Source organism: Nitrospirota bacterium (assembly GCA_030645475.1).
GTDB lineage: Bacteria > Nitrospirota > Nitrospiria > Nitrospirales > Nitrospiraceae > Palsa-1315.
Genome location: JAUSMA010000062.1, coordinates 1 through 9,651, shown reverse-complemented (window position 1 = coordinate 9,651; position 9,651 = coordinate 1). Strand labels below are relative to the sequence as shown.

Here is a 9,651-nt window from a genome sequence, read left to right as displayed (position 1 = left end):
CTTCGGCTTGGGAACCTGGCCTTCGAGGGTCACGATTCCCGTGATGCTACCTCCGTCCGTTACGGCAATTTCTTCATAGGCCCAAACAGGATTCCCGAATTCGATCGTGGCTAACATCACTGCTGCAATTACAGAACGCATGTGGATCCTCCTCGTTTTCAATCAGGGTCTTGGAATGAGTCTTCAGATTACATGTTCGACTGCAGGGGGCGCCCGATCCGATACCGACAACGGATGATCCCCTCCCTTGCTTTGAGATTGTTCTGGTCACAGGACAACACCGCATTCCAGTTGAAAAGGGCTTCTTCCTGTTGTCCCAGTTCTTCCAGCAGTGAAGCGAGGTCACACCTGGTCAGGACATCCCCCGGACAGATGATGAGAAGTTTTTCTAGGCGTGCCACTCGATCGATCCATGATTCGGTCGCATGGTCAAGGGATGTTTGCTTGAGTGCTCCGGAGATCCCACTGTTCATTGGCTTTCGTTTTTTCACTGTTTCCTTGAAGAATGAATCCCCGTACACAGGACTACGCTGCGTACTGTAACGTCCGTTCAGTTCCTTGGTTCGCGTGGATCTGTGGGATGGTCAAGCCAGACGATACCCTCATGAAAGGCTTCTGAGGAGGAAGTGTCCGTTCAGCCGACGCGGTTGGTTCATGTGGAATCTTTAACCGGCTCAGTGCCCTGACATCAGGAAGTACCGCGTACGTGGCCACTAGCAGAATCAACGCGATGAGAAGATTGACATTCCTCCCTCCCACGACACTGCCGATGACTATCGCAATGGCGGCGAGATACCCAGCTGCTTCCAGGGCGCCAGTCTGCTGTTCGTTTGTTCTCAAACTCATCTGACCGTCTCGGCTCGTTGCGCTACCAAACGCATCATTCAACTTTCCCGTTCCGGAACGGATGTCGTCACGACAAGGCTTTCTTGAAGAGCGCCACGAGTGCCAGCAGTGTGACTGAGAGGATCGTCAGGGTGAACGCTGACTCAGACAGCGCATAGGACGCAATTGCGACAAAACAGCTACCAGCAAGAACTTTTTCAATAGGGGGAAGTTTTCCTGCGTTCCTGTCGGCCATGCCCCGTTCCATCTTCGATCGATTGCTCATCACACTCATGGGAGTACTGCATGGAAGGTGCCGCATCGTATTTAAGCGTCTCGGCTGGCTTGTCGTGATGAAAATCGAGGACTTACGATATCAGCGTGCAGCGCAAGGCAGATTGTATGAGCGCTGCCGGAAGTTCCTCTGCATTATTTGCAGGGGGAGGCGCTTCGCAAGCCGGTGGCCGATGCAGTTCCTGCAGAAACGAGGTGAAGTCGAGAATCTGGCGGGCAATCAGGCTCTCTCGCCTGCGCAAGATTTGCGAATGAACTTCTCAGAGAGATGGAATGGGTTGCAGAGGGCGGCAGTCTTGAACTGGCTTTGCATGGACCGTGAAATAGGGCGGTCTATTGGGTTGTGGTGCTCCCTCAGATCGTTCCCGTGAGTCTTCTCACAGATCGGATTGCATCGGTTACCCGATTCGTTGGCAGCATCGAGTCACCCCTGCTCGCGCGTTCAGATTGTTGGGATCGTAGACCAGTACTGCGTTCCAATGGCACAAGGCTTCCTCCGGTTGGTCCAGTTCTTCCAGCAGCGCGGCGAGCGTGCATCGTGTCAGGGTATCCGTGGGGCAGTCCGCCATCCGCGTTTGCAACAGGGCGACCCACTTCGTCGGTGACGTGGCTGGCTCAGATCCGGTGGTTACAGTCGGTTGTGCTGATGGGGTGCCGATGTTCATGGCCCTGCCCACACCCGTTCGCTTTTTGGCGTCTTCTTTCAAGATCCCTCCGGTCTTATTTGTATACGTCATCATCCGCTCCTGCGGATAAGAACTAGTGCAGGGAGAATGCCGCGGATCGCCTTCTCAGTCGTGCAGAGTGGACATGATAGAAATCGAGGGGTTACGGTTCTGTTGCAGATGACAATAGATCCTACATTCCGGTGGCTCATTGACTTCTGCAAGAATTGCAGATCGCGCGTCTGCCCAGGCAAGCAGATACCGTCATTTTTGCAGAATCCGTCATCAGCGTAGGGACGAGTGTACAGGCGTATGTGTTGAGCGTCAGGCAGGAAACGAGTCAGACGAGGGGAGGTCGTTCGAATCAAACGGTCGAGCCGCACGCATGGTTAGTCCCGGATACCGTACTCTTTGATCTTATATTGGAGAGATCGGAGACTGATGCCTAACAGCTTGGCCGCTTTCTCTCGGTGATTCGTGATTTCTGTTAGCGTCCGTTGAATCACCTCTCGCTCCAGTTGATCCAGTGAGGTTCCCAGCGTCACCACCATCGTCCGCACGTCTTCCTTGCTGGCCTGGATTTCCTCCGGTAAATGTTCCGGCTGGATCATCGTGTCCTTCACCGTCACCACCAGTCGCTCCATGAGGTTCCGGAGCTGGCGAACATTTCCGGGCCACCCATACAACCGCAAGAGCCTCATGGCCTCCCGTGACACGTCTTTCGGCTCACGGTGATGCTGGGTCGTGCACTCCGCGAGAAACCGGTCTGCCAGCAGGGGAATATCGTCCGCTCGATCGCGGAGCGGCGGAAGGCGAATGGGCACGACATTGAGGCGGTAGTAGAGGTCTTCTCGAAAGTCTCCCTGTTTGACCGCCTCTTCGAGATTGCGATTGGTGGCTGCGATGATGCGGACATCGACCGTGATCAGCTTGGTTCCCCCCAGTCGTCTAAATTCTTTGGTTTCCAACACGCGCAGAAAATCGACTTGCGACTTGAGGGACAGCTCACCTACCTCATCCAGCAACAGCGTGCCGCCGTCGGCCAGTTCGAACCGCCCCATCTTGGTTGCCATGGCGCCGGTAAACGCGCCTTTTTCATAGCCGAACAATTCGCTCTCGAAGAGATTGTCCGGCAGGGCTCCGCAATTCATCGTGATGAACGGGCCGTCGGCTCTGGGGCTCTTATGGTGGATCGCCCGGGAGATGAGTTCCTTGCCGGTCCCGCTTTCTCCCGTGAGCAACACCGTGACATCGCTGTCCGCCACCATCTCCACCAGGTTGTAGATCCGCTGCATCGGCTCACTCTCGCCAACCATGCGATCGAAGCGAGTCCTGGTTTCAAGGCGATCTCGGAGTTGCTTGTTCTCGGTCGCGAGAACGTGCCGCTCCAGCGCCTTGTCGACCACAATAGGAAACCGATCACGATCGATGGGCTTGGTGAGGTAGTCGTAGGCTCCACAGCGCATCGCCTCGACGGCCGTATCAATGGACCCGTAGGCGGTCATCACCACGACTTCCGTCTCCGGCCATGTGTTTTTCAAACGCCGCAGGAATTCCATGCCGCCGATTCCAGGCATCCGAAGGTCGGTGATGACCAACTCGGCGGGGGCCTCTTCCAGTTGTGCCAACCCTTCCTCTGCCGTGGCCACTCCGCGCACGTGATGCCCCTTCTTCTCGAGCATTGTGACCAACGCCCCGCGGATATTGATCTCGTCATCCACGACGAGAACGTGTGCCTGGGGCTTCATGAGGTCACTGCCATGGCTTGAGCCTCTCTGCGCGCCGCAGGAAACATCATCACGACGGTGGTTCCATTGCCTGGCGTGCTTGAGACATGGATGGTTCCCCCATGGTCCTGCATGATCCGATAAGCAATTGCGAGACCGAGTCCGGTTCCGCTGGACTTGGTTGAATAGAACGGTTCAAACAAGCGAGACACGTCTTCCTTTTTGATGCCGATACCCGTGTCCCTGACTGAAATTTCCACCCAGTGCGTCTTGTCTGTTGTGCGCGCTTCCGCGACGATGTCGCAGCGCCCACCGTCCGGCATGGCATGGAACGCGTTGACCACGATATTGATCAGCACTTGGCTGATCTGGGTCTCATCCCCCAGAACGAGCGGTAAATCCGTTTCGACCATCTGCTCGAGTTGTACCTTGCGTTCTTCGGCTTCGAACTGCATGAGCGCGATGATGTGCTCGATGACCTTGTGCACATCCAGATGATGAAGGCCGATGGAGCCGGGCCGAGCGAACTTCATGAAGTTATCGAGGATGACGGTCAGTCGCCGGCATTCGGCATTCACGACATGCATATAATGGGTGGCCTGCCCTGCGAGCGCGCCGCTCTCTTTGAGGTCCTCTTCCAGTAAATGGAGATTCAGGTCCATCGCGCTCAAGGGATTGCGCAACTCGTGCGCGACCCCGGCGGATAACGTGTGCAAGGCTGCCAGCTTATCTGCGACGCGAACTCGCTGCTCGAGCGTGAGCCAGTCGGTGACATCCTGGGCCTGTAAGATGACGCCGACCGGTTCTGCATCGTCCCCTGTGAGCTCGGCCGTGCTCACCCGGATCGTGTGCGGGGTCCGATCCTGGCTCTCATAGGGCAAATCTTTTTGACTGACATGCTGATGATGCTTGAGTGCTCCTTCAAGCACCGCCTGAATGGTTTCTCCCTCGGCAAAGACGGATTCGTAAGAATTCCCGAGCAAATCCGCTGCCGATCGTTTGAGGACTGCCTCTGCCGTCGGATTGACCGCCGTGATCACGCCGCTTCGATTCACTGTGAGCACACCGGTCGGAATGCTCTCAAGGATGTTCCGGGCCAGCCCCTTCACTTCTTCGAGGGTCCGTCTGGTGCTGTCATAATGGAGGAAGGTGATGACCGCCGCGATCCCGATCGCGCTCACTAGAAACACCAGCAAGGTCACCACCATCAGATCGTGGCGCGACCGCCACAGCGCGGGGAACAATTCGGTCGGCACGGCTTTGTCCTGCGTGAGTCCCTGGAGCAGCAGTTTCTCCTGCTCCAAACTGAAGAGCAAGATGACTGAGACCACCAGAGCCAGCATGAGGACCACGGAGGCAATGAGCCTGTAGGGAATTCTGCGAAAAAAGGTGGCTGTGGGGATAGGCCTAAACATCTACCTCAACCAGGGCGGGAATGGGTGTGAGTCTATGCTAGCACGCAGGACGCAGGCTGTATACTCTGTGGCCTGGCCCTCTGCGGCGAGGCCGGAAGGTTCTTATCTCACGAGGACACGTCGATCAACGAACTCCCCGATCGTCGGGTCGTTTGAGACGAAGATCGCCGCCCAGGGTTCATCTTTCGAGCAGAGTCGTCGGAGGAGGGTGTGCCGCAGGTTCGGTTCCATGTTGTGCAACGTGCCATCGAAGATCAGTAAGTGGGGTCGGGTCACGATTGCGCGTGCGACCAGAATACGAAGGATTTGGCTCTTGGTGTACCGTGTGTCTGCTGCTTCAAGCCGCGTTTCAAGGCCGCGGGGCATCCGGTCGATCTCGTCTTCCAGCTCCACGAATCGAATAGCCCATTGGAGATCTTCAAAGCTAATCGATGTCCGTCCCAATGTCACATTTTCTTCCAGCGTGCCTCCGAACAGGGTGGGTTGCGAGTCCAGCACGAGTCCACGTGCTCCGTTGACATAATCCATGGGTACATCGCGGAGATCGACATTGTTATACCGAACGACACCGGAGGTTGGCCGATAGAGACCGGCGAGCACGAGTGCCAACGTCGACTTCTGCGTGTTGGATTGCACGAGGACTGCCAACTTTTCCCCTGGAGCGGCTTCTACCGTGATTTGCTCGAAGAGAGGTGGGGAGTGGGGATAGGCGAATGAGACTTCTTTGCATGTCAGATGGATGCCGCACAGCGCGGGATCCGGCAGATGGGTGTTGACTCCGGCGCTGAACGCGTCGTGTTTCGGCAGAGCAAAGACGCGATCCAGTTCGCCGAGTGAACTCAGGATATAGGTAAATGCATAGATCCGGCGGGTCACCGTATCTAAATTCAGGAGCAGGGTCCCCACGATCACTTCGGCTGCCACAAATTGGCCGAGCGTGATTTGCGCAATCGACAGCAGCCAGCCTCCGAGGGCGATTGCGCCGCTGTGGCAGATGGCCTCCCAGACGACAATGCTCCGGTACTGACGCCATGTCAGAATGTTGGCTCGCGTTCGACGTGCGGCCAAGTACTCGTCGAGGAGGTGGTCCGTTTTTTCGATTAAGAACGGCGCACTGAGGCTGGCCTTGAAATGAAGCCGATTATTGGCGATGTCCTGTATCCAGTTCATGACATCGTAATTCTTGTCCGAGACGGTTTTCGTGGCCAGGACTCCGCCCTGGCCAGACGCGACGGCGACGAGCACGAATCCACCGAGGAGGAAGACGTCATAGAGGAGAAAATTCTGGTGATAGAAGGCGAGGATGGTCATGCCTGTCAGGCCAGATACCAGCACGTTGATCACATCGACGAGGACGACGAGGACCGCTCGCGCCAACAGCTCGGCCTCTACAAAGCGAAAGGCCTGTTTGGGCAAAAACGCTTCTTGCCTGATGCGTGGCAGATGTTCCGTCATCGCCAGCGCGATGCGAACATAGAGCCGTTGGAAGATCGTTTCCGAAGCACTATTTTGCAACACTCGAAAGAGCCCGATGAAGAGGAGCCCGACGAGCATGACCAGGGCAAAGGTCACGATCATGATCGGCTCGATGGCATAGGCAAAGGTATTGGTCAGCTCTTGAACCGTGAGCGGAATGATCAACGAAAAGAGCCCGATCGCGACGGCATACGAGACGAGAATGGCGAGGACTCGCTTTTCGAGGCTCAGTAAGAGCCCAAGCCTGGCGAGATCGTCCATGAAGCCGCGGCCTGCCGATCCGTCGCGTGATGGTTGTGGTGGCGCGTGATTCATTCAGGAGAACCTACGGTTATGATGAGGCCTTGTCAACCTGTGTTTCTACGCAATCGGGTCGCGAGACTCGGGCGAGAGCGAATGGATCCTGACATGGCTCCGTCACATGATCGGCACAGCTCCCTTTCACGAGAGCGAGCGAGACGAGGGACCTTTTATCTCTTCGGTCTTGCTGGGTGGGGGGCCATTTCGCGACGGCGCCTCAGCCGGTCGCGGCAGTCCTGACAGAGTTCCTGCAACGTGAGATCGTCACACTGAAGCGTGGTCGACCGTCGGGCGCATCGGTCACAGATCATGAACATGGCTCGCTGTTCTTCGGGTAATGCCGGCGATGTATGTGGCACGTGAGGAACCTCCATTCGGTGAATTTATTGGCGAGATATTGAATCTGGGTGTCCTCTTTCATGGGCCGTTCGGCTCGACGTGCCTCCTTCTCTCTCGACCGTCGACACCACAACGTTCATGCCTTGAACCCGCACTCATCGCGGGGCACGGCGATGTCATTGCGTTTATGAAGAAACTCATCACAAACCCGTCACCGTCTTTGCACGATGCTCCGTCTACCGACTCCTGGGTTGCAACCTGCAAAGATTGCAGAGGACTCCCTAGCCGGTGCGGCCAGAGAGGCGATGCCAATGGTTTTTCCTGACGTGGCGCGCTGAGACCTGTCGGCGGGCAGTGCGATACCATTTTATGCGGATCGTTTCTCTCGCCTGTGAGCAATCTGATCGTCCGGACTGTTCTTGAGAATTCGTCGGTACTCCTCCATCGTTTCCTCATCCTTCCCATTGGCTGCGAGCAGGAAGAGGAGGTAATAGGAGCGTTCGAGGCTGCGGGGTTGGCGAGCGATAAGCCAGCGGAGCGTTGCTTCTTCTTCCACAATCCTGGATTGATACGACGGGTTGAAATGAGGAACATGGGTGTGGCCTCTATCCACGTCTCACGCCGTTTCGTCTTCGCGCAGAAAAGACCAGGCCTGTGACCGCTGCACATGCTCTAGGCATGGCTCACAGAGCAAGAGCAGGCTCAGTTGGTCAAACACCAGTCGAGGCTTGGAGTCGCCACATCGCTCACAGAGATGATCGGGAGGCTCTATGTATAGTGTTTCACATTCACTCATCGCAGGATTTCCTTGTTCGTGATACCGCCTGTTTCGATTCGGGTGTCGTCCATCGTGCGACCCTTCTCCTGACCGATAGCCCCGTTGGCAAGGGGTGACATGCACCGTGAGGAGTGCATTCGTCAACGCAACTCCCATGCCTTGTCGTTTTGACCCAGCGATATAGTGGATTTGAAAGAGGTTCGAGAAAAAAGTTCTGCTTCTTTACGTTGCGGGATCACTCGTTCCTGAGTGAGTCGTGCAAACTTTGCAGGTATTGGAATCTCTGTAAGACCAGGCTGAGGAAACGCGAGGGGGTGGGTCATAGAATTCGAGTGGACCGCTCGCCGCCGTGCGGACAGTGCACAAGATGGTTGATGAGGGACCGTTTACTGGTCAACGTTGGAGCGCTGCTCCTGACTCCTGCAAACAGGAAAAAGTGAAGGGCCTAGAGTATCAGCGCGAAGGAATCACCCATTACTGCGGCTCAACGAGGGCGGAAGGACATGTGCAGAGAAGGGAGATCGGCCCCTAACAGGATGCTGAAAAAGTCCGCCAGCCTGAAAACGCTGAACGGTGAGTGATGAATTATGAGCAAGGAACTATGTTCACTTCATCGTTCCGCGTTCATCGTTCAAGGTTTAGTTGTTCACTCGCTGCGGCCTTGCCGGACGGCCTTTTTGAGCATCCTGAGACAATTGAGGCCTCCATCCAGGAGCATGAATTGAAAATTTTCTGGTGTGACTAGTGAGACAGGCAGATAGGTTCAGAGAGAGAGGTCCATGTCCTCCAGGAGGACATGGACCGGATCAGGTTCGGCACAATATGGGGGTGAGTATCATCGGTGATGCCATACCGGCTATCTATTATGGTGCTGGGTGATTCGCACCCTTGGCAGTCCCTGTCTAGTGATCCTGCTTGTGGATCATCGGATCGATTTCTTTCTTCGTTTCCTCGGTCACGTTATAGCGCGTGTACGCATGGTCCAGCACCTCGTTGGCGTAGAGCCGCCCCGTCGGGGCCGGGACCGCGATATTGGCCTCCACGGTCCCCTTCGGTCCGATGGTGACGGTTTGCTCGGTCACGGTACGGATATAGGGATGCCAGATGACCAGCTTATAGGTGCCAGGCGGCACATCGGTCATGGTGAAGCGGCCCTGCTCGTCTGTCTTGGCGAAGTACGGATTCGTGATGGCCACGCCCCAGCTCTCCATGTAGGCGTGGAAGCCGCATTGCATGACGAAGATCCGGCGGCCTTTGCTGAGATTGACCAATTGCTTCATCGGCGGGCCGGCCATGTGTTTGTGGTACATCCCGGCTTCGCTGCGATCCTTGAAGTTGCGCGGGTGCTGCGGATTCATCGGCAACGGCACATTGAACAGCACGCGGGCACCCAAATTCGACGTTTCATAGGCTTGAATGTCGTGCATGACGGGGTCCATGTTGACCACCGTCACCGTTTGATCGTCCCGCACGACGGTCGTGAACGGGACGAAGAGGCAGTCTTTCGCGTCGATTTGCGGGACGCTCTTTTCCACGAAGGGCTTGCCCTTGTCGATTCCTTCCAGATAGACGACGACCTCGCGAAACTCGCCTGCCGGTCCGACTTGGAACGGTTGCAAGATGCGCCAGCCTTGCCCATCAGAAATGCGCCCGCAATAGAATTGGTCCGGCAAGGTCGTGAGGTTGTAGCCCTTCGGCTTGGGAACCTGGCCTTCGAGGGTCACGATTCCCGTGATGCTACCTCCGTCCGTTACGGCAATTTCTTCATAGGCCCAAACAGGATTCCCGAATTCGATCGTGGCTAACATCACTGCTGCAATTACAGAACGCAT

9 protein-coding genes are annotated in these 9,651 nt (G+C 56.1%); all 9 read right to left on the bottom strand.

Going from position 1 to position 9,651, the window contains the following annotated elements; genetic code table 11:
• Positions 1 to 188: 188 nt before the first annotated feature.
• The 9 genes from Q7U76_12625 to Q7U76_12585 all read right to left on the bottom strand — a co-directional run bounded on the left by Q7U76_12625 (position 189) and on the right by Q7U76_12585 (position 9,651).
• A complete protein-coding gene (locus Q7U76_12625; GenBank protein MDO8357227.1) occupies positions 189 to 473 on the bottom strand; it encodes a hypothetical protein in 285 nt (94 codons plus the stop codon).
• A 52-nt stretch (positions 474 to 525) separates the two neighbouring features.
• A complete protein-coding gene (locus Q7U76_12620; GenBank protein MDO8357226.1) occupies positions 526 to 846 on the bottom strand; it encodes a hypothetical protein in 321 nt (106 codons plus the stop codon).
• A 67-nt stretch (positions 847 to 913) separates the two neighbouring features.
• The gene (locus Q7U76_12615; GenBank protein MDO8357225.1) at positions 914 to 1,111 is read right to left on the bottom strand and encodes a hypothetical protein; all 198 of its coding nucleotides are present in this window, start codon (positions 1,109 to 1,111) and stop codon (positions 914 to 916) included.
• 406 nt (positions 1,112 to 1,517) lie between these two features.
• On the bottom strand, positions 1,518 to 1,856 hold the full coding sequence (locus Q7U76_12610) for a hypothetical protein (GenBank protein MDO8357224.1): 339 nt from the start codon (positions 1,854 to 1,856) through the stop codon (positions 1,518 to 1,520).
• A 317-nt stretch (positions 1,857 to 2,173) separates the two neighbouring features.
• Positions 2,174 to 3,532, bottom strand: a complete 1,359-nt coding sequence (locus Q7U76_12605; protein ID MDO8357223.1) for a sigma-54 dependent transcriptional regulator — start codon at positions 3,530 to 3,532, stop codon at positions 2,174 to 2,176.
• Positions 3,529 to 4,926 carry an ATP-binding protein gene (locus Q7U76_12600; protein MDO8357222.1) on the bottom strand — a complete coding sequence of 466 codons (1,398 nt, stop codon included), beginning with the start codon at positions 4,924 to 4,926 and terminating at the stop codon, positions 3,529 to 3,531. Before Q7U76_12600 ends, Q7U76_12605 begins: the two co-directional genes overlap by 4 nt.
• 102 nt (positions 4,927 to 5,028) lie before the next feature.
• On the bottom strand, positions 5,029 to 6,717 hold the full coding sequence (locus Q7U76_12595; GenBank protein ID MDO8357221.1) for an ABC transporter ATP-binding protein: 1,689 nt from the start codon (positions 6,715 to 6,717) through the stop codon (positions 5,029 to 5,031).
• Positions 6,718 to 7,408: 691 nt separating this feature from the next.
• Positions 7,409 to 7,597: a hypothetical protein gene (locus Q7U76_12590; GenBank protein ID MDO8357220.1), complete on the bottom strand. Its 189-nt coding sequence runs from the start codon at positions 7,595 to 7,597 to the stop codon at positions 7,409 to 7,411.
• A 1,124-nt stretch (positions 7,598 to 8,721) separates the two neighbouring features.
• Positions 8,722 to 9,651, bottom strand: coding sequence for a carboxypeptidase regulatory-like domain-containing protein (locus Q7U76_12585; protein ID MDO8357219.1), 930 nt, complete (start codon positions 9,649 to 9,651; stop codon positions 8,722 to 8,724).